Source organism: Ancylobacter sp. IITR112 (genome assembly GCF_041415945.1).
Lineage (GTDB): Bacteria > Pseudomonadota > Alphaproteobacteria > Rhizobiales > Xanthobacteraceae > Ancylobacter.
Window position 1 is genome coordinate 1,850,922 of sequence record NZ_JBGCUS010000001.1, and the last position, 16,022, is coordinate 1,866,943.

The window sequence follows — 16,022 nt, forward strand, 5'->3', positions numbered from 1 at the left end:
GCGACCTCACAGGAGCCAGATTTCAGGCAACCGATCGTCCGACCGGAGATCGCTGGCAGCCGCGCCGACCGCCATCGCTATGGTGACCATGCCGTCAATGCGGCCGCGCGAGCGCTTCTTGTCGAAGGCGCGGTTTTTCATGCCGTCAGCGAGCACATGAGCATTTGCCGCGCAGGAATAGGTAACCGGTGAGGAGTCGATAACGATCGACCTGTCGAGAATCCTGTCTTCAAGACGCTCGATGGAGCGTGGCATGCACAAGCGTTCGACAGGCTTACCCTGATCGTCCAGCTTCTTATAGAAGAGCACCTTGGTTCCCTGCCCGTGCGGTACGAGCATTAGTCCGGTGCCATGATCACCGTCTGGCCCCTCGAACAGCCAGACAGGGAAACCGATTTCCTCGCATGCCGCCATGAAGTCCCCGATGCCTGCGGGGTCGAACACCAAGCATCGCACATCATGATTCGCGAAGAGCTCAGCAACAAAGGCCGCAACGAAGGTCTTATCGATCACGGCACCTTCTACCGCGGTGAGATGGCCTTCAATCACCCACCGGCTGTAAGGGGCCTGATCAGCCCTCTCGCGCTGTTCGAGACCGCTCTTCGATGTCCAATACCAAGTCTTGGCGAGGAGCTCGTCATCCTTCAGCCAGACAGCCGTGAGTGACGTAAGGTCATTCTTCTGCGAAAGGTCGAGAGAGAGCCAGCATGGGCAGCCCTTGAGTTCCTCCGGCTCCACCTTCCCCTGAACTGCCGACCAAGCTTCCTCGGCGATCCAGAACTCTGTCGCGCCAATAGGGATGCCAAAGTAGAGGCGCTTCAGAGACAATGCCGTCGACAGCATCGATTTAGCGGTCTTCACCTGACCGCGGATATTCTCGATTGGGAACGTCACCCCCAGCGCCGGCAGGGCCTTTGGCCAGCAGTCCTCATTGTCGAATACCGTGTCTCGATCAGCTTTGTCGACGCGCGCCACGAAGGCAAAAGCCTCGTCGTCATCAACTTCGCCCAGGGCGACCTTCTGATAGAACTCTGAATATTCCGTGCCGACGATCTGCGATGACGATGGCGTGTTGGTACCCAGCAGCATCAAAGCGTCACCAGGCATCTTGGCGATAGCGGCCTTCCAGATCTCGATCGACGTGTTGCTCTTGAACTCGTGGATTTCGTCCGCGGCGACCAAGGTTGGCTTTGGACCAGAGATGGCTTCACCGTTCGCCAGCGACTGGAAGATGGATTCGCTTTCGGGGAACTCCAGCTTCCAAGCGTTATCGCCCTCGCCGCGGACGACGACATGGCCGTTCGCAACGAGGGTGTCGTCATCCTCTCCACCGGGGATCTTGGCCCGGCACATCGCCACCGCATCCTTGAACAGCACGTTCGCGGTGTTCTTGTCTTGGCCGATGGCGAAGGCCCGAGCGCGCTTAATGCCATAGAAGCCGGTCATGTAGAGCCCGGTGGCTGCCATGAACGGGCTTTTCGCCTGGCCCTTTCCAGTCTCCAGCCAGCCGCTGCGAAACCGCATCCGGCCGCTGTCCTTGCGCCAGCTGACGTTGCCCCCTGAATGCCCTCGTTCATAACCAGAATCCGTTCTGGTTGTGGTCCTGCCTGGACCGGGCTGCGAACTCGTTTGGGGTAAGGCCGCCGAGGCTCGTGTGAGGCCGGTGGCCGTTGTAGTCGATCCGCCAAGCTTCGATGATCCGACGTGCCATCGGCAAGCCCTGGAACAGGTGCTCGTTCAGACATTCGTCGCGGAAGCGGCCGTTCAGGCTCTCGACGAAGGCGTTCTGAACCGGCTTGCCGGGAGCGATGTAGTGCCACTCGACACCTGTGTCCTGCTGCCAACGCAGGACCGCGTGCGAGGTCAGTTCGGTGCCGTTGTCGCTGACGACCATGAGCGGCTTGCCACGACGTTGGATGATGGCGTCCAGCTCCCGTACGACCCGGTGGCTCGACAGCGACGTGTCGGCCACGAGCGCCAGGCACTCCCGGGTGAAGTCGTCGACGATCACCAGCACGCGGAACCGGCGTCCGTCCGCGAGCACATCGGAGACGAAGTCCAGGCTCCATCGCTGGTTGGGTGCCTGCGGCAAGGTCATCGGCGCTCGCGTGCCAAGCGCTCGCTTGCGTCCGCCGCGACGGCGCACCGACAGCCGCTCCTCGCGGTAGAGCCTGAAGAGCTTCTTGTGGTTGATCTCCTTGCCCTCTCGCCGAAGCAGGATCAGCAGACGCCGATAGCCGAACCGCCGACGCAAGCTCGCCAGCTCACGAAGGCGCTGGCGGAGCGCGGTATCGTCGCCTCGCGTCGAGGCGTAGCGATAGGTCTTCGGCTCGATGCCGATGAGGCCGCACGCACGCCGCTGCGAGTAGCCCTTCTCCTCGATCGCCCAGGTCACGACCTTCCTCCGGGAACTGGGCGTCAGAAGTTTTTTCCAAGAGCCTCGCGGAGAGTGGCTACGTCGAGCATCGACTCGGCCAGAAGCTTCTTCAGCTTCCGGTTTTCCTCCTCGAGCGCCTTAAGGTTGCGGGCGTCGGACACCTCCATCCCGCCGTACTTCGTGCGCCACGTGTAGAAGGTCGCGTCGCTGATCCCGTGCTTCCGGCAGAGGTCCACGACCGGGATTCCGGCCTGGTGCTCCTTCAGGATCCCGATGATCTGTTCCTCGCTGAACCGGCTCTTGCGCATCGTCCGTCTCCTCTCGACGGATCCTAGCTTCTGAGCGGGGTCATTTCAGGGGGCAACGTCACAGCCGAAGAGAGAACCGGCAACGAATGTGTGCCATGGCAGGAGGTTGAAAGGTTCACCCTCCTTTGCCCCTTCGGTGATAGTCAACATCGCCGGGTAGAAGCCGAGAGCATGGGCGGCCTTCTCTGGACGCCAGTGAAGCCCTCTCGCCGGCCCGTCTCTCAGATCACGAAGGTGACGCTCGGCGGCGTGGCGAACCAACTCACCCGAGACGATACGGCCTTCGACCACCTCGCATGCCCACCGGCTGGTGGGATCATTTGGAAAGCGAGCCGAGGTAGCTGTCCGCGGCGCGCGGGGCTTTCTTGCCACGTTGCACCTTCCCGGCCTTGCCGCGTCGAACCGGCGCAATGCCGAGTTCAGCCTCGAGCACTCGAATGTGCTCGTCGGCCTGGCGCATGATCGTCCAATACGGACTGACCTGCGGAACTCTGGTTCGACGGGCTTTGAGGATGGTTCCGTGCTCGGCGATCTGGCGAGCGGCACGACGGTATTCGACATAAAACTCCACGAGACGCTGCATCGCATGGCCGTTCACCATCGCTAGCGTCGCCGCATCTTTCATCTCGCGCTCAAGGATGCCCCAACGCTCATGGGCCTCTGCGATGTCGAGCTCATCGGCGAACTGAGAGCTCCAATCGGGCTCGGGCGGAACGCCCTCACCTCCTCCCAGAGAGGTAAGTGTCATGTTCACCCCCTACGGGGGTGCTCGAAACCCCCCGTCCGAAAACTACTCGCGGTGCGAACGCTTGACCCCAAGCGGTCCTGGGCCCCTACCCCTTGGAGATTAGATACCCCCCGGGGGTGCTCAGCGGGACCGGTTCCAAGGATGATCCGGATCGATCGGCCGGCCGTCCGCGGTGCATCCAATCATGCCTCTGCCGCTCCGCTCTTCCCTCTGTTTGGTGCTGACGTGATGATCCACGCAGAGGGGTTGCCAGTTGTTCTTGTCCCAGAACAACCGACGCGCCGCGGCGATTGCCTCTGGTGTCTTAGCCTCAGCTAGACGATGAGGAACGATATGATCGACATGAACAGCGTCAGCATCCCGTCCAAGCCTGCGGCAACGCTCGCACTTGGGATGAGCCTTCAGGAAGGCCGCGCGGGCCTTGTCCCATCGGCTGTCATAGCCACGTTGACGAGACGACGGCCGAGGCGCGGATGTTCCCTGCACGTCAACCCCTCAAATGCTTGCGTCCCGCAGGGAAGTGAGGCGTGCGTTACGGCGGTCAGACAAGATGGGAGAGCCTCATCTTGCCTGCTGCAGCGTTCATCGGCGAGTATTGCAACTTCCGCTGAAGGGAGCCCGGCATGCGCCTCGCCTATCTGATCTCCGCCGCAGGCCTGACGCTGGCCGGCTGCTCCACAACACCGACCGACCTTGAGCAGAAGAGCGCGCCTACCGTTCTTGAGTTCAAGGAGAACTACCAGGAGATCTATCGGCGTGTGGCAAAGCAGGCGACGCGCTGCCTAAAGGTGGATGTGGGCGACGGCGGTTCATTCGAGGTGGACACCGAGCTCTACAACGAACTCGGCTATGGCGAGGTGAGCTATTCGCTCGGCAGCCTGTCGCGGAACTACTACATGTCGGCCAAGATCGAGAAGGTGGGCGAAGGTAGCCGCCTCACTCTTCATACCGGGAACCAGTTGGCCTCGGCGCGCGTCCGAGATCTGGTGATCGAATGGGCGAACGGCTCGACCGCATGCCCGGCTTTCTAGTCCGCCTGTCCCCTCACCACACCCCGAACGCCGCCGCGACGACGAGGGCGCCGAGGACGACGATGCAGCCGCGGAGGAAGACGGGGTTCATGGGCGGTTGAGCTTCGCTTCGCGCCGTCGCCCCCGGCGATTGGTGCGGGGCTCGGCGGGGTGATAAATGGCCGGCACGCGCGGCAGGACGGCGGCCCGGGTGAAGTCAGGCGAGAGCAGCGCCAGCCACAGGAGGTAGGCCATTCTCACCTCACGAAAAACTCGCCGCGCGTGAGCGGGCGGGCTGGATAGGGTCGACGCGGCACCTTTGGTTCGGAGGGCGCCATTGGAAGGGCGTCGCAGCACAGCAGGTGGGCTGATCTGGCTTGCCGCCGTGTCCTTTTGGACCGCGTCGAACTGGTTGCAGGGGCGGGATTCGAACCCGCGACCTCTTGGTTATGAGCCAAGCGAGCTACCTGACTGCTCTACCCTACGTCATATGGCTTGCCACTGTTCCCGCCAGCGCATCGGCCGGCGGCGGGGCTTCGGGATCGTCACCGCCGTGGCGGTGCGGAACCCTCGCAGCGCTCCCCCGAGCATCCACATCTCACCGACCAGCGCTTGACCGGACAGATAAAAATCGTACTGAGTTAGCTATTTGATCGTTGCATTTGCGTACTGAGTACGCTACAACATTCTTACCGGGTCGCCGTGGCCCGGCAACGGAAGGAGGTGAGACGCAATGAAGTTCCGGAGGTTCCGGTTCGAACTCAAGTTCCTCGGCTGCACACTGAGACTTGAGATCGAATTCTAAAGAACCGGGGTCGGGCGAAAGCCCGGCCCCACCGGAACGGAAAGCGCCTCACCTCCCGCTGCAGGGAAGATATCATGACACCGGACGACTTCAAGGCGTGGCGCGCGACCATGGGCCTGTCGCAACAGGCTGCTGCTGATGCTCTCGGCATCTCGAAAGGCAGCGTGGAGCTCTACGAAGCCGGAAAACGGCGCGATGACGGCCGGCCGGTCGTGATCCCCAAGACGGTGGCGCTAGCGTGCGCTGCGCTCTACCACAAACTTGGGCCGTGGGGCGCTAAGACCTGAAGGCGAGCCCTGCATATGGAAACACAAAAACTCGCCCTCTTGGGCGATCTAGGCCGTATTGGCCGGGCTGCGTTGGGAAGGTCGCCCTATCGGGTCGGGCCCATTGCAACCGATCGCGCGCCGCATGGGGCGATTTCCGCGACCGCCGACGCGGTAGCGTCGACATCGTGATGTACGCGCATTCGCGCACCATCGTCAAGCCGCCGTTACGGCCTCCTTCACATGCCTGGGGTCAACGTGCACTTCGCGGGCGGCTCCGAGCATATGCAGCAGGACGACGACTTCCTTGCCCGCGTCGCGCACCACCTCTCCCGCGATGCCGGCCAAAGGGTGGTCCGTCTTGAGGCGGACAATTGTGCCCTCCGGGATACGGGGGCGCGCCGTGAGGTCGATGGCGCCAACAAGCCCTCGGTCATCCGTCAGCGCCATCAGGCAATCGATAATGATCGGCGGAATGCGCATCGGCACACCGCCAAGCGTGACGATGGTCGAAACCGTGTCCTCTGCGTTCACCATGCCGATCTGCCCGTCATGGTCGAGGCCGACGAACACGTAACGGCTGAAGAACGGCTTGTCGACCCATTCGACGATCATCTGCGTCGTGCCCGGCTTCCGCCGCCGGCGGCGCACTCGGGTGAAGGGATAGAACACCTGCAGGCCAAGCCGCTTGAGCTCAACAAAGGCTTTTTCCTCCATCTGGGCCCGCGTGTGAACCGCATACCAAGTCGAGGAACCCGCCTGCTCCGTATCGTTTGCCATCGTCCACCACTCCCACCACCAAGCCCATTCACCCACCGGCCGCCTGCTGCTGGCGATCCGGCCCGTCTCGGCTAGGAGGCCACTCGCTGGGCATGTACCGGCCGGTCACAGCCTTAGGGCGTCCGGCGAACGGACGGGCGGGATAGCCGATGGCGCGCAGCGGCAACTGCGCTTCTTCGGCCACGGAAGCCCATGCCGCCCACTGCGGCGAGCCCAGCTCGACCATCACGCCGCCGCTGAAGTTCGTCCCCAGCGCCTTCCGCAGGGCCTGCACGGCCTCACTTTCAGGCGCCCTCGGCTTGGGCCGGCCGGGGAAGTTCTTGAACGTGCCGCGCAGATAGGCCGACGGGTCGCTCATCTTGCGCCGCTCCTTGGCGCAGATGGCCCGATAGGCCGGGATCGCGGCGACAGCGGCCTTGCGCTCGTCCTCGGTCAGCTTGAGCCACTGGCGATAGCCGCGGTGCCTCGGCCAGGCTTGCGAGGGCCCGTACTCGGCGAGGAAGGCGAGATAGGCCGGATCGGCTTCCCATCCTCTTTCCGTTGACGAAGTCCCCTCATCCACCGCCCCCTTGGGGGCTATGGGGGTTCTTTTTTTAGAATCCGTATTTGTTTCTTCTATATGCACAGCCTGAAAAGCCGCGCGCGGCAAACACGGTTGTGGATGGTGCTCAGGTGTGCCGTGAGCCACAACCGGATTTTCAGGCTGTGGCTCACCAGCGGAGGAGACGTCTTCGACACCATCCGTTGTGTCGGTCGGTTCGTCGTACACCACATAGTCCATGCCATTGAAGGCACGGGTGACCGGGTCGCGCGTGCGTTCCCGCTTTATCCACCCTGCGGAAACGAGCTCGGCGACAACCCGCTGGGTCTTGTCCCGGCCGATCTTGAAGCGCTCCGATAGGTGCGAAAGCTCGACATTCCAATCGGCAGGCCGGGACCTGAGATAGCAAAGAACGCCCATCGCCTCGGCCGACAGCCGGTTATCGTCGAGCACGGCGTTGGGCAGAACCGTGAAGTTGCGATTGTAGCGGCGGCGGATGATCAAAGCCCGCCTCCAAGATCGTCACTGGAGAAGAGCAGCGGCTGCACCGTGCCGTCGGCGAAGACGCGGTCGAGCGGCTGATCTGCCACCGGCTCGCTGCCATCCCACCCGTCGGGCCAGGTCCCGGCGACGATCAGCTCGCGGATGCGTGCTTCCTCTTCGGCATTAAGAAGGTCGATCTTCGGGCGGCCGAGCCGACGGGCGGCCTCGTTGATTTCCGCCTGGATGGACAGCACACGGCTAAGCCCCATGCGCCGGGCCTCGAAAGTCAGCGGGCCCATGCGCTGTGGGTTGGCCGCAATGGACCCATCCTTCAGTCGTTCCACGCCTTCCTTGCGGAGGCGGTTAGCCGGCTGACGCAATTCCCGATAGAGCGGCTTGAGCCGCTGAAGCGGGGCGAGGTAGCCCCAAAGCGGCTGCGCCACGATGCTATCGAGGGCCGTGTCCTTGCTCGCCAGTGGGCAACCGGCGCAGCCGGTCCGCGCATTGATCTCCTCCGCCTCGTCACCGCCATAGGCATCGGCGATGGCGGCGGTAGACCAGCCGCCATATTCCGCCATCGGGGCATAGATGCGCAGCCAGTCCCAGACATTGCACACCCGCCAATGGAGGATCGGCGCCAGCGTAGCGATCCGGCCGCGAATGCCCTTCGCCTCCGGCAGGACCTGCTGATACCAGCCCTGTCCGCACTCGGCGCCGTCCTTGCCGCAGCTCATGCGGATCCTCTGGTCCCGAATCGCACTCTCGCCTTGGCGAACGCCTGTGATCATCAGTGCGCTGCCGCCGATTTCGTCGAGCCGGGCCGCGAGGGCCTGCTGCATGGGCTCGACCTTGATCTGTCGAGTACACCAGCGCAGCGTGTTGTTGTTCGGCGGGGGAACGCCCCGGCCCAGAATGTAGATGAGGAATCGCTTGTCGAGCGGGGCGCGGACGACCTCGCAACGGACGCCGCGCACCGCGAGCTGCTCCATGATCCGGCGAGCCGCCAAATAGAGAGGTAGCAACTCCATGCGGGTGTCGGCGTAGAAGATCGTCAACGTCTTCGGGGGGGCAATCCGCCCAGCATCGATCAGATGTGCGATCACGGTGAGCGTCGCAGTGCTATCCTTCCCTCCCGACCACGCGATAGCCCAATGCTCATGTTCGGGGCCGTAGGCCTGCATCGATCTGATCGTTAGATCGACCGCGTCGTCATAGGCCAGCCTCGCCGAACCCTCGAAAAGGGTCGGTTGTGTGCTGCCGGTGCTTTTGATTGCCGGAGGAGAGGCGAGGGAAAAGTCGCTCACCGCAGCGACCTCCGTTTGACCGGCTCGGTGGCCGGAAGCCGCGCGGCGATTTCAGCGCGGATCTCGGCGAAGCCCTCATGGGCAAAAAGCCCCTCAAGCCCAGACAGCGCCTCCTTCAGGTTACTGATCACATCGGGCACGGCATTGCTGCCAAAACTCATCGTTTCGTGCAGGCGGCTGGATTTCATCAGCAGGTAGGCCGCCGCCAGCGCCTTCGGGTCGAAATGCCATGGCGGATCGAGCTCGACGAGGTCGTAGCTGAACATGCGAAGGGGATCGAAGGGCCAAACACTCACGCCGCCACCTCGCCGGTCAGCACCGCCGTCAGCCTCTCGATGTCGCCGGCTAGCGCGGCCTCCACCTTCCTTAGCCCGTCGATCTTCCGCACCGCGTGGAGCACGGTTGTGTGGTCTCTTCCGCCGAAGCGCCGGCCGATCTCGGGGAGAGACCGCGGAGTGAGCGTCTTTGCCAGGTACATCGCGATCTGGCGGGGCATCACCACGTTGGCCGTGCGGCGCTGCGAGATGATGTCGGCGCGGGTGATGTCGTAATGGGAGGCCACGGCCTTCAGAATGTCTTCCACCCGGGCGCGCTTCGGCTCGGCGGTGCCCGCCAGATCCCGCAGCGCTGCCTCCGCCACGTCCCGGGTAAGCGGAACGTCACCAAGCTGGCTGTGCGCCAGCAGGCGGTTCAGCGCCCCGTCGAGCGACCGAGGGGCCCGCCCGCAAATCTGGGCGACGAAGTCCAGCACGTCCGGCGGAACGGCAAAGTTCGGGAACTCGATCCCCAACGTGGCTACCCGGTCCGCGAGGATATCGCGCAGCAGTTTCTCATCCGGCGCGGCGATCACCAGCACTAGGCCGCCGGCAAGGCGGGCGCGCTCGCGCTCTCCGATAACCTCGAGATCGCCAGGAGGCCGGTCGGCAGAGACCACCACCTGCCGCCCGGCTTCCACCAATCGGTAAATGGCCTCGTGAAATTCCTGCTGGACGATCTTGCCGCGCAGATTGTGTACATCGTCCAGCACCAGCAGATCCGCCGCCGTCAGGCCGTCACGGAACTCTTGCATTTTCAGGTGCTGCACGGCATGGGCGATGCCCAGCATAAAGCGGTCCGCCGTCATATAGACCGCATTCCGCTCGCCAGCCGCTGCGGCGATTCCCTGCAGTAGGTGCGACTTTCCGCACCCATCGGCCCCGTAGACGTAGAGCGGATTGAACCGCGAAACCCCAGGTATGGCCGCTGCACTCGCCGCCGCGTGAACCAGCCTATTCACAGCGCCGTGCCGGAAGGTCGAAAGCGTCTTGCTGGCATCCACCGCGGAGCCGATCTGCGCCCAGGAACGGGGCGGCGCCTTCGCTGCAGGCTTGGCCGGCGTCGGGGGAACCACATGAGCCGCGCCGTCGGCGGCCCCAGCGGCTGGCGCCGCGCGCACATCAGTGCGAGCACCCGGCTGGCGCAGACCAATCACCACCTGGGTCACGGGCGCCACGTCTTGCCAGAGTTCGGTCAACAGGTCGGTATAGTGGTGGGCCAACCACTGGCGCAGGAACCGCGTAGGCACCGAAAGGCTCACCACCCCGTCGGCGCATCCAGCGAACTCCAGCCGGGCGAACCAGGCGTCATAGGTCTCCGATCCCACCCGGGCCTTGAGGGAGACGCGCAGTCGTTCCCATGTGTGTTTGTCCATAGCGGCACCTCATCGGGGGCAAAGGGAATGGCCGTCCGGCATCTGCCGTTCCAGCCAGAGCACGCGCGGCAGCGATATGCGGGTGCCGTCGCAGCGCTCGCGCACCACGGTTTTCTCGGTCGGGATGATTTCAGGGCGGCGCGGCCGATATCTCGTGTCAGACCTCTCAGGCTGCTGGGCGCGGCGCGCCCGCACCTGCGCTGCACGCCTTGCGGCATAGGTCGGGTCGACAGCGCGCTGGACTCGGTCTTTGGACACGCCGCACGCCCGCGCTATTGCGGTGATGCTCTCGCCCTGCTCTCGGAGAGATCGTGCCAGTTCCTGCCAAGGCAGATCTGTCATGGCGCCCTCCTGAACGGAACGACGGCGCTCTCGCTCTCCGGGGCGTTCTCAGCAGCACCAGAACAGTCGGCTGCGAGCGGCAAAGGCCAAGGCAAAGCTCGCACTGCGCTATCCGCCGCGCCGAGGCTCCAAAGGCGCGGCTTTCCAAGGTCAGGGTGAGGCTGAATAGCAGCCAGAAGCCGGTCGACAACGGCACCCTTGGCCATATCCCAGCCGACCTTGGGCCCGATGATGATCTGTCGCTTCAAACCCTCCGCCAACTGGCGGATGAGCGCGGGAGACGCAGTCTCCAGAGCTTCAGCCATCGCCGTGAGGGCGCTGGAAGGAAGTCCGTGCGGGTCGAGATAGCGAGCGAGGATGCGCTCTCGCTCGAACTGGCCTGGCAAAGCGAGCGAAATGTGAACGTCGAACCGCCTCCATATCGCTCGATCGATGTGACCGCTGAAATTAGTCGCCGCGATCAGGAACCCGTCGAACCGATCAATGCACTGCAGGAGCGTGTTGACGAAGCTGTTGCGCTCATCCTCCGCTCCCTGGCTGGCCTCCCGCCGCTTCATGCCGATCGCGTCGAACTCGTCGAGAAAGAGCAGGATCGGCTCTTTTCCCCGCGAGGCAGCATCGAACAGAGCGCCGATGTTCTTGCCCGTGGACCCGAGCCATTTGTCAACCAGACGATCCGGGCGGACGGCCAGCATCGGCAGGCCGAGCCGGGCCGAGAGGTGGTGCGCGAGTGTCGTCTTGCCCACTCCAGGCGGCCCGTCGAAAATCGCACGCCGACGGGGCTGCAGCTTGGCGGCTCTCAACTCATCTTCCGCCCAGATCTCGGTCAGCCACTCCAGCAGCGCACCGCGCACCGGCTTGGCTAGGATCGGCTCGGCCGCCTCCTGCGGCATCAGCAGATCGCCGAACGCGGTAACGTCGACCTCGGACGACATGATCAATCGTCCTCGTCCGGGCCCATGCCGTCATTGCCGGTCTGCTTGCGCCACCCGGCATCGAAGCGGGCGCGGCGAGCGTCGCCGAACGGAAACGGGTTGTCGATGACGGGGCGATTGTCCTTGGCGTAGTCGCGGCCCATCTGCTCCGCGCCCGGGAGATCAACATCGGGCACGTCCGGCGTGGGTGCGCGCGCCGGTGTCGTTGAGCCGGGAGCCGGCGCCGGCTTCTCCACCACCTCCTGCGTCTGAACAACGCCATCCTTGTCGCGGAACAGCCGAACCGGGACACCGCCCATGTTCACCACGATCTCGCCGGCCCCGGGCGGCGGAACGAAGTCCGCCATGCGAGCGATGACCTGCTCCTTCACGGCGGTGTCAATCGACATCAGGCCGGCGGCTCGGAACAACGGCGGCTCAGAGGCCATGCCCAAGGCGTGCAAATACATATCCAGCATCGCTTCGGATTCCGCCCGGTCGTGCGGCTTCATTGCGCGAATGCGGACGCAAGCCAGGATGGCCTTAGGCGTGAACCCGGCGGCCTTGGCTTCGGCCTTCACCGCAGCCTCGTCTTGGGCGAGCTGCTTCTTGGCGGCGCGGATGTTCTCGATGCGCTCCACATAGGAGCGAAGCTGTTCAGAACTGGCGGTATTCGTCCCGATGCTCATGACGCCCTCCAAGGCGTGGGTAAAAGCGCAGCGTTCTGACGATCAGAGCGCGAAAAGGTCCGTCACCGGCGCGGCGGGGCGCTCGGCGGGCTTGGGCTGCTTCAGCTCCGTGGCGAGCAGCGCTGTGGTGATCTCGAAAAGCTCCCGGCTGGTCTTCGCCCGGGCATCGTGCGCGGCTTTCCGCCGGGCATATTCGGCCATCTTCTCGGCGCGGATCGTGGCCAGCTTCCGCCGGCGCAGTTCCGTCGGCGTCGGCCGGGGATCAGCGGTTTTGAGATAGGTCCGGGGCATCAGAACGCCTCCGGACGAAAGCGGGGGCCGGTGGGCGAGTTCAGTCGTCCCGGCGCCACCACTCGGCCCTGTCGAGCCACTTCCTGGCCTTCGCCTTCGCTCGCTCCGCAAAGCGCATGCGCAGCGGCGACGGGAGATGCCGCCTCAAGGCGAGCCAGACGCGCTCGCAGCTCGGAAATTTCCGCATCGAATTCCGCTTTCTTCTGCGCCTCGGCCGCCCGCCGCAGCGCATCAAGTTCCTCAGCGCGAATGGCGCGCGCTTCCCTGTGCCAAATGCCGCGCACGCGGCGCTCTGTGAGGCCGGTGCGGCGCGCGACGATGCTGAGCGCGGTCTTGATCGGGCTGCCCAGAGCCTGGGCGCCAGCGATCTGGCCGATCAGATCGTGAGCTTCGCATGCGGACGACATTGCTGCCCTCGTCATAGCCTTGGGTGAATTACCCGCGAGCGCGGGTGAGATTTCCGACACCTCGGGTGCCTCCTGTGGTGATCTGCTGATCACCACGCGACGGGGGCTCACCACCTCCACCACAGCCACCAAGGGGCCGGGCGCCGGCGGTGCCCGTCTCGACTGAGACGCGACGTTCACGAGAGGTCACACGATGGAGAAAGGACGGCCCGCCACCACCACTGAGCAGCAGGCGGGCCGTGAGGCACCGAGAGGAAACGCCCGGGAGGAAACTGGTGCGCTGGTCCGCGGCAACGGATGGCGCAGGAATGTCGTAGTCATTGCCCCCGGCGGTCCCGGCAAGGACCTCCTCGGGGCTCGGATTGAGCAGAGACTTAAAGCAGTCGATCGAGGTGGTGCGGGCTTTGCGGAAATAGCGAGCCGCCCACAGCACGCCGGGACACTCCCGCAATTTCAGGCCGATAGCCCCACATTCGAACGCCACAACGTCCACAACCGAGTAGGTCATGCCCTCAACGGGGCCAACATCGTTGAATGGCTCGACCACGCCATCGCGAGACACAGCCGTAGTCCAACGACCGCCAGCGATGCACAGCACCGTGTCGCCCGGCACGATGCTCGTGCTGTCGTCGAAGCGCAGGGGACGAGGCGACGGACGGCCGGTCAGGAAGTCGATGATCTTGCGGGTGAGGCTCATTTGTCGCCCTCACCCAGTGCCGCGGCACAGATCACGAGTGCCATCAGAAACCACCAGCCGCTGGCACCGAGGGAAAACACCAGCCACGCAGTGAAGCCGAACACAGTCAGCACGACTGCGGCTCGAAACACATGAGCAACGACAACGGGCCACGTCATCCAGCCGCTCCAATGTCAGCGCCCGCCTGGCCCGGCGTCATCTGCTGCCGCCAGACCAACAGACGGGCGATCATGTCGTCCCGGCGGATACCCATGCGGCAGATGTCAGCGCACAGGGTTACGCATCCATCGCAGATGAACTGATGGTTCGGCCCCGCAATGAGGTAGCGCACCTGATCAGCGTTAGTGCCGCAGAACGTGCACAGATGCTTCGGAAAGCCACCCATCCCTACGCCCTCCCGTGATCAGCAGAGGGCGCAGGCTCGCTGGCGAAGAAATCCTCTGCCTTGACCGCGATCCCCTCCTTGGCCGCGTGGTCCAGAAGGCGGCGCGCGTGCCAATGAGGGATGAACCCTCCGGTGCCGCCCTTGTCGCGCGGCATCCGCCAACGCTGAACGGTCGAGACGTTGACGTCGCACACGCCCGAGACCTTCGTCAGGCCACCAAGGCGGTTGATGAGAGAAGTCGCGGGCTCACATTGCATAGCGCGACTATGAGATAATCGCACAATGCCGTCAACACCAATTATGAGACAAACGCACAGGACAGCAGCGCAGGCATAATGCGAAAATCGCACATGGCCTTAAGCAAGCATCAGCAATGGATTGCCGACCAACTGGCAGCGACTGGCGTGTCGCAGTCCGAACTCGCGCGGCAGATCGGTCTCGACGATCCGTCGAAGGTCAATCGGATCGTGAGAGGCCTCCGGCGGGTTCAGCCAGACGAGTTGGAGAGGGCGGAAGCATTCTTCGCATCCCTAGCCCAAGGCACGCCGCCAACCGACAACGCGCGCCCAGTCCGGGCGACCATGGTGCCGACACCCGTCTCCGGCCAGGTAAGCGCTGGACTGTTCCAAGAGATCGACGCCCTCGGCAGCCAGGACCCGGATGAGGTTCTGGTTGCGAGAGACCCCAGGTACCCTCAGGCCCGCATCGTTGTGTTCGACGTCGGCGGCAACTCGATGAATGCCTTCGATCCGCCGATACCTGACGGCGCCCGCGTGAGCGGCCCGGTTTTCGAGGACACCCGCGAGGTGCCGCGAACGGGAATGGCGGTCATCATCCAGCGGTCAACATCAGACGGCCAGATGATCGAATGGTCCGTGAAGGAGCTTGAGGTTCGAGACGACGGATACACGTTCCACCCTCGCTCAACAGATCCCCGCTACAAGCCCATCGTCGTCGATACCGACTTGCATGCAGATGATGGCAAGACCGTCGAGATCGTCGCCCTCGTCACAGACGTGACGCGGCCGGTGAGGTGGTGAGGCCATAGCAGCGGCCAGCGAGGCGTTTAGAATGGCTCTCGTATTTGCCGAATATAATAGAGAGACGGCTTATACTCTCCGGTGATGTTACTTACGTATGTCACGGTAACATCCGCCTTCACTGATTTTTGGTCGAATATAGAAGCTGGATTGATGTGAGGCGCCAAATGCAACGCGACACGATCTTTTGAGACAATATCTATAACAGCTGCCCATCCAGTCGGCTTATCAAGATCGTGACGTCGGAACTCCACGTCGATATTGTCAATGTCGGCGGATTTCGTCTCTGGTTCGATGGCGGCCATTTCCGCCTCAGTAGGCACTTCGTCCAAAACCTCCCGTTCTAGCTTGGCATAATCACCCGAGGAAATAGACCGCGCGCCATGGCGCTGGCCGGGTCGGAGAAGATCAATCGCGGCAGAACTCGTCGCGCGCTCCCGCTTTGATAGCGCACGCTCGACGGCCCTCTCGATGCTGGCCTCGGTCACTCCTGCACGATATGCGGCCTGCTCGGTCAATCTCTTCCTCTGGCGCGACAGGACTGGAGAGATTGCCTTACGCATGCGCTTGAACAGCCACTCAACCCCGTACAAGGCTAGCAGCAATACAAGAACCGAGATGAGCCCATCAAAAGAATCCGGGACATCGTACCCTGTAAGGGCGTTGATGATGTCTGGCATCTCCTCTGCGATCTCCGGCGAATAGGCCCCAACTATTATCGCTTGTAGCGTCTGGTGAAGGGGGCTTTCCTGAGAGACATTTCGAACCGAAACTCGAACTGATTCAATGTCGAGATTCGGGAACATCTCGGTCAACACGACCAAGGATTCTCGCAACAGCTTCTCTTGCGCGACTAGAGCCCTCGTCACCTCTGACACGGACGCTGACGCGTCGAAGTCATAGGTGATGCTATGTGGAATAGCTACCTGCATGTCGTCCCCCCAC

21 protein-coding genes, 1 tRNA gene and 1 pseudogene are annotated in these 16,022 nt (G+C 63.4%); 3 read left to right on the top strand and 20 right to left on the bottom strand.

Annotation, left to right across the window (positions count from 1 at the left end; translation table 11 throughout):
• Positions 1-6: 6 nt before the first annotated feature.
• From AAC979_RS08905 to AAC979_RS08920, 4 genes and pseudogenes are all read right to left on the bottom strand, one after another.
• On the bottom strand, positions 7-1,089 hold the full coding sequence (locus AAC979_RS08905; protein WP_371349031.1) for a terminase TerL endonuclease subunit: 1,083 nt from the start codon (positions 1,087-1,089) through the stop codon (positions 7-9).
• Positions 1,075-1,536 (bottom strand): annotated as a pseudogene (locus AAC979_RS08910) (terminase large subunit domain-containing protein); the annotation flags it as partial. The gene AAC979_RS08905 and the pseudogene AAC979_RS08910, both read right to left, overlap by 15 nt.
• 37 nt (positions 1,537-1,573) lie before the next feature.
• Positions 1,574-2,685 (bottom strand): IS3 family transposase gene (locus AAC979_RS08915; protein ID WP_371346076.1). Its coding sequence is split into 2 segments (ribosomal slippage): positions 1,574-2,430 and positions 2,430-2,685, totalling 1,113 coding nucleotides; the frame shifts between segments, so codons are not numbered across the junction.
• 316 nt (positions 2,686-3,001) lie between these two features.
• The gene (locus AAC979_RS08920) at positions 3,002-3,433 is read right to left on the bottom strand and encodes a P27 family phage terminase small subunit (RefSeq protein ID WP_371346481.1); all 432 of its coding nucleotides are present in this window, start codon (positions 3,431-3,433) and stop codon (positions 3,002-3,004) included.
• Positions 3,434-4,056: 623 nt separating this feature from the next.
• On the opposite strand from AAC979_RS08920, the gene AAC979_RS08925 reads away from it, so the two are divergent.
• A complete protein-coding gene (locus AAC979_RS08925; protein ID WP_371346482.1) occupies positions 4,057-4,464 on the top strand; it encodes a hypothetical protein in 408 nt (135 codons plus the stop codon).
• An 87-nt stretch (positions 4,465-4,551) separates the two neighbouring features.
• Here the strand turns inward: AAC979_RS08925 and AAC979_RS08930 are convergent, their stop codons facing one another.
• The gene (locus tag AAC979_RS08930) at positions 4,552-4,698 is read right to left on the bottom strand and encodes a hypothetical protein (RefSeq protein ID WP_371346483.1); all 147 of its coding nucleotides are present in this window, start codon (positions 4,696-4,698) and stop codon (positions 4,552-4,554) included.
• A gap of 154 nt (positions 4,699-4,852) precedes the next feature.
• Positions 4,853-4,929, bottom strand: a tRNA-Met gene (locus AAC979_RS08935).
• Positions 4,930-5,322: 393 nt separating this feature from the next.
• On the opposite strand from AAC979_RS08935, the gene AAC979_RS08940 reads away from it, so the two are divergent.
• A complete protein-coding gene (locus tag AAC979_RS08940; RefSeq protein ID WP_371346484.1) occupies positions 5,323-5,535 on the top strand; it encodes a helix-turn-helix domain-containing protein in 213 nt (70 codons plus the stop codon).
• Positions 5,536-5,730: 195 nt separating this feature from the next.
• Here the strand turns inward: AAC979_RS08940 and AAC979_RS08945 are convergent, their stop codons facing one another.
• From AAC979_RS08945 to AAC979_RS09005, 13 genes are read right to left on the bottom strand one after another with little or no spacing between them, the layout of a single operon-like run.
• Positions 5,731-6,294 (bottom strand): transcription termination/antitermination protein NusG, encoded by a 564-nt coding sequence (locus tag AAC979_RS08945; RefSeq protein ID WP_371346485.1) that lies wholly within the window; start codon positions 6,292-6,294, stop codon positions 5,731-5,733.
• Between the two features lie 28 nt (positions 6,295-6,322).
• The gene (locus AAC979_RS08950) at positions 6,323-7,339 is read right to left on the bottom strand and encodes a helix-turn-helix domain-containing protein (protein WP_371346486.1); all 1,017 of its coding nucleotides are present in this window, start codon (positions 7,337-7,339) and stop codon (positions 6,323-6,325) included.
• Complete coding sequence (locus AAC979_RS08955) at positions 7,336-8,622, bottom strand: phosphoadenosine phosphosulfate reductase family protein (protein ID WP_371346487.1); 1,287 nt, start codon at positions 8,620-8,622, stop codon at positions 7,336-7,338. Before AAC979_RS08955 ends, AAC979_RS08950 begins: the two co-directional genes overlap by 4 nt.
• Positions 8,619-8,888, bottom strand: a complete 270-nt coding sequence (locus AAC979_RS08960; protein ID WP_371346488.1) for a hypothetical protein — start codon at positions 8,886-8,888, stop codon at positions 8,619-8,621. The genes AAC979_RS08955 and AAC979_RS08960 overlap by 4 nt, the downstream gene beginning before the upstream one ends.
• A gap of 26 nt (positions 8,889-8,914) precedes the next feature.
• Positions 8,915-10,312: a chromosomal replication initiator protein DnaA gene (gene dnaA / locus AAC979_RS08965; protein WP_371346489.1), complete on the bottom strand. Its 1,398-nt coding sequence runs from the start codon at positions 10,310-10,312 to the stop codon at positions 8,915-8,917.
• A gap of 9 nt (positions 10,313-10,321) precedes the next feature.
• The gene (locus tag AAC979_RS08970; RefSeq protein ID WP_371346490.1) at positions 10,322-10,654 is read right to left on the bottom strand and encodes a hypothetical protein; all 333 of its coding nucleotides are present in this window, start codon (positions 10,652-10,654) and stop codon (positions 10,322-10,324) included.
• Complete coding sequence (locus tag AAC979_RS08975) at positions 10,651-11,589, bottom strand: AAA family ATPase (RefSeq protein WP_371346491.1); 939 nt, start codon at positions 11,587-11,589, stop codon at positions 10,651-10,653. The genes AAC979_RS08970 and AAC979_RS08975 overlap by 4 nt, the downstream gene beginning before the upstream one ends.
• A gap of 2 nt (positions 11,590-11,591) precedes the next feature.
• Complete coding sequence (locus AAC979_RS08980; RefSeq protein ID WP_371346492.1) at positions 11,592-12,257, bottom strand: DUF2312 domain-containing protein; 666 nt, start codon at positions 12,255-12,257, stop codon at positions 11,592-11,594.
• 42 nt (positions 12,258-12,299) lie between these two features.
• Positions 12,300-12,548, bottom strand: coding sequence for a hypothetical protein (locus AAC979_RS08985; RefSeq protein WP_371346493.1), 249 nt, complete (start codon positions 12,546-12,548; stop codon positions 12,300-12,302).
• On the bottom strand, positions 12,548-12,955 hold the full coding sequence (locus AAC979_RS08990) for a hypothetical protein (protein WP_371346494.1): 408 nt from the start codon (positions 12,953-12,955) through the stop codon (positions 12,548-12,550). Before AAC979_RS08990 ends, AAC979_RS08985 begins: the two co-directional genes overlap by 1 nt.
• A 28-nt stretch (positions 12,956-12,983) precedes the next feature.
• Positions 12,984-13,652 (bottom strand): hypothetical protein, encoded by a 669-nt coding sequence (locus AAC979_RS08995; protein ID WP_371346495.1) that lies wholly within the window; start codon positions 13,650-13,652, stop codon positions 12,984-12,986.
• Positions 13,649-13,810: a hypothetical protein gene (locus tag AAC979_RS09000; protein WP_371346496.1), complete on the bottom strand. Its 162-nt coding sequence runs from the start codon at positions 13,808-13,810 to the stop codon at positions 13,649-13,651. The genes AAC979_RS08995 and AAC979_RS09000 overlap by 4 nt, the downstream gene beginning before the upstream one ends.
• Complete coding sequence (locus AAC979_RS09005) at positions 13,807-14,037, bottom strand: ClpX C4-type zinc finger protein (RefSeq protein ID WP_371346497.1); 231 nt, start codon at positions 14,035-14,037, stop codon at positions 13,807-13,809. The genes AAC979_RS09000 and AAC979_RS09005 overlap by 4 nt, the downstream gene beginning before the upstream one ends.
• Positions 14,038-14,387: 350 nt before the next feature.
• Here AAC979_RS09005 and AAC979_RS09010 point away from each other — a divergent pair, with 350 nt between their 5' ends.
• Positions 14,388-15,077, top strand: a complete 690-nt coding sequence (locus AAC979_RS09010) for a LexA family protein (RefSeq protein ID WP_371346498.1) — start codon at positions 14,388-14,390, stop codon at positions 15,075-15,077.
• A 26-nt stretch (positions 15,078-15,103) separates the two neighbouring features.
• Here AAC979_RS09010 and AAC979_RS09015 read toward each other — a convergent pair whose 3' ends face one another.
• Positions 15,104-16,009, bottom strand: a complete 906-nt coding sequence (locus AAC979_RS09015) for a hypothetical protein (protein ID WP_371346499.1) — start codon at positions 16,007-16,009, stop codon at positions 15,104-15,106.
• Positions 16,010-16,022 lie beyond the last annotated feature (13 nt).

What these genes read in the sequence shown, in the direction of transcription:
- AAC979_RS08960 (WP_371346488.1), bottom strand. Translation starts at nt 8,888, where the DNA reads ATGTTCAGCTACGACCTCGTCGAGCTCGATCCGCCATGGCATTTCGAC.
- AAC979_RS09015 (WP_371346499.1), bottom strand. Translation starts at nt 16,009, where the DNA reads ATGCAGGTAGCTATTCCACATAGCATCACCTATGACTTCGACGCGTCA.
- AAC979_RS08920 (WP_371346481.1), bottom strand. Translation starts at nt 3,433, where the DNA reads ATGACACTTACCTCTCTGGGAGGAGGTGAGGGCGTTCCGCCCGAGCCC.
- AAC979_RS08925 (WP_371346482.1), top strand. Translation starts at nt 4,057, where the DNA reads ATGCGCCTCGCCTATCTGATCTCCGCCGCAGGCCTGACGCTGGCCGGC.
- AAC979_RS08930 (WP_371346483.1), bottom strand. Translation starts at nt 4,698, where the DNA reads ATGGCCTACCTCCTGTGGCTGGCGCTGCTCTCGCCTGACTTCACCCGG.
- AAC979_RS08980 (WP_371346492.1), bottom strand. Translation starts at nt 12,257, where the DNA reads ATGAGCATCGGGACGAATACCGCCAGTTCTGAACAGCTTCGCTCCTAT.
- AAC979_RS08985 (WP_371346493.1), bottom strand. Translation starts at nt 12,548, where the DNA reads ATGCCCCGGACCTATCTCAAAACCGCTGATCCCCGGCCGACGCCGACG.
- AAC979_RS08945 (WP_371346485.1), bottom strand. Translation starts at nt 6,294, where the DNA reads ATGGCAAACGATACGGAGCAGGCGGGTTCCTCGACTTGGTATGCGGTT.
- AAC979_RS09005 (WP_371346497.1), bottom strand. Translation starts at nt 14,037, where the DNA reads ATGGGTGGCTTTCCGAAGCATCTGTGCACGTTCTGCGGCACTAACGCT.
- AAC979_RS08905 (WP_371349031.1), bottom strand. Translation starts at nt 1,089, where the DNA reads ATGCTGCTGGGTACCAACACGCCATCGTCATCGCAGATCGTCGGCACG.
- AAC979_RS08990 (WP_371346494.1), bottom strand. Translation starts at nt 12,955, where the DNA reads ATGTCGTCCGCATGCGAAGCTCACGATCTGATCGGCCAGATCGCTGGC.
- AAC979_RS08970 (WP_371346490.1), bottom strand. Translation starts at nt 10,654, where the DNA reads ATGACAGATCTGCCTTGGCAGGAACTGGCACGATCTCTCCGAGAGCAG.
- AAC979_RS08940 (WP_371346484.1), top strand. Translation starts at nt 5,323, where the DNA reads ATGACACCGGACGACTTCAAGGCGTGGCGCGCGACCATGGGCCTGTCG.
- dnaA (WP_371346489.1), bottom strand. Translation starts at nt 10,312, where the DNA reads ATGGACAAACACACATGGGAACGACTGCGCGTCTCCCTCAAGGCCCGG.
- AAC979_RS08975 (WP_371346491.1), bottom strand. Translation starts at nt 11,589, where the DNA reads ATGTCGTCCGAGGTCGACGTTACCGCGTTCGGCGATCTGCTGATGCCG.
- AAC979_RS09000 (WP_371346496.1), bottom strand. Translation starts at nt 13,810, where the DNA reads ATGACGTGGCCCGTTGTCGTTGCTCATGTGTTTCGAGCCGCAGTCGTG.
- AAC979_RS09010 (WP_371346498.1), top strand. Translation starts at nt 14,388, where the DNA reads ATGGCCTTAAGCAAGCATCAGCAATGGATTGCCGACCAACTGGCAGCG.
- AAC979_RS08995 (WP_371346495.1), bottom strand. Translation starts at nt 13,652, where the DNA reads ATGAGCCTCACCCGCAAGATCATCGACTTCCTGACCGGCCGTCCGTCG.